Origin of the sequence: Xenophilus sp., from assembly GCF_044462705.1 — a bacterium.
In the GTDB taxonomy this organism is placed as follows: Bacteria; Pseudomonadota; Gammaproteobacteria; order Burkholderiales; family Burkholderiaceae_C; genus Xenophilus; species Xenophilus azovorans.
Genome location: NZ_JBIQNC010000248.1, coordinates 1 through 1686 on the forward strand (window position 1 = coordinate 1; position 1686 = coordinate 1686).

Annotated in this window: 1 protein-coding gene; it reads right to left on the bottom strand. The window is 69.7% G+C overall.

The window, feature by feature from the left end:
• Positions 1-1686, bottom strand: a 1686-nt coding sequence (locus tag ACIY1X_RS23645) for a helix-hairpin-helix domain-containing protein (RefSeq protein ID WP_399685408.1), incomplete at both ends; no start/stop codon positions are given.

Consider the following 1686-nt stretch of genomic DNA (forward strand, 5'->3'; position numbering starts at 1 on the left):
GGCGCGTCCAGCTTCATGGTCAGGCCGATGCGCTTGCGCGCCACGTCCACTTCCATCACCTTGACCTTCACGATGTCGCCGGTCTTGACGACCTCGCGCGCGTCGTTGACGAACTTGTAGGAGAGCTGGCTCACGTGCACCAGCCCGTCCTGGTGCACGCCCAGGTCCACGAAGGCGCCGAACTGCGCGACGTTGCTCACCGTACCTTCGAGCACCATGCCTTCCTTCAGGTCGGCGATGTCCTCCACGCCCTCGTTGAAGCGCGCCACCTTGAAGTCGGGGCGCGGGTCGCGGCCGGGCTTTTCCAGCTCGGTCAGGATGTCCTTGACGGTGATGACGCCGAACTGCCCGCCCGCGAACAGTTCGGGCTTGAGCGTCTTGAGCATCTCGGCGCGGCCCATCAGCTCGGCCACCGGCTTGCCGGTCTTCTCGATGATCTTCTCGACCAGCGGATAGGTCTCGGGGTGCACGCCGGTCATGTCCAGCGGGTCGGCGCCGCCGCGGATGCGCAGGAAGCCGGCGCTCTGCTCGAAGGCCTTCGGGCCGAAGCCCGTCACCTCCATCAGCTGGCGGCGGGTGGAGAAGGCGCCGTGCGACTCGCGCCAGCGCACCACGGCCTTGGCCACGCTGGGCGTGAGGCCCGAGACGCGGCTGAGCAGCGGCACGCTGGCGGTGTTCAGGTCCACGCCGACGGCGTTCACGCAGTCCTCCACCACCGCGCCCAGGGTGCGCGCCAGCTCGCTCTGGTTCACGTCGTGCTGGTACTGGCCGACGCCGATGCTCTTGGGGTCGATCTTCACCAGCTCGGCCAGCGGGTCCTGCACGCGGCGGGCGATGCTGGCGGCGCCGCGCAGGCTCACGTCCACGTCGGGCATCTCCTGGCTGGCGTACTCGCTGGCGCTGTAGACCGAGGCGCCGGCCTCGCTGACCACCACCTTCTCGATGGGCAGGGCGGCTTGCCCGGCCTGGGCCTGCATCATGGCCAGCAGCTTGATCAGGTCGGCCGCCAGCTTGTCGGTCTCGCGGCTGGCGGTGCCGTTGCCGATGGCGATGAGGTTCACGCCGTGCTTGGCGGCGAGCTTGCCCAGGGTGTGCAGCGAGCCTTCCCAGTCCTTGCGCGGCTCGTGCGGGTAGACGGTGGCGGTGTCGACCAGCTTGCCGGTGCGGTCCACCACGGCCACCTTCACGCCGGTGCGGATGCCGGGGTCCAGGCCCATCACCACGCGCTCGCCGGCCGGCGCGGCCAGCAGCAGGTCGCGCAGGTTGTCGGCGAAGACCTTGATGGCGACCTTCTCGGCGTCTTCGCGCAGGCGGGTGAACAGGTCGCGCTCGCTCGACAGGCTGAGCTTGACGCGCCAGGTCCAGGCCACGCACTTGCGGATCAGGTCGTCGGCCTGGCGGCCCTGGTGGCTCCAGCCCAGGTGCAGCGCGATGCGGCCTTCGGCGATGCTGGGCTTGCCCGGCTCGGGCTCGACCGGCAGCACCAGCTTGGCGTCGAGCACTTCCAGCTGCCGCCCGCGGAAGACCGCCAGCGCGCGGTGCGAAGGCACGCGGCCGATCGGCTCGTCGTAGTCGAAGTAGTCGCGGAACTTGGCGACCTCGGGGTCGTTCTCGTTCTTGCCGGCCACCAGCGAGGACTTGAGCAGCCCCTCGGCCCACAGCCATTCGCGCAGCGACTGCACCAGC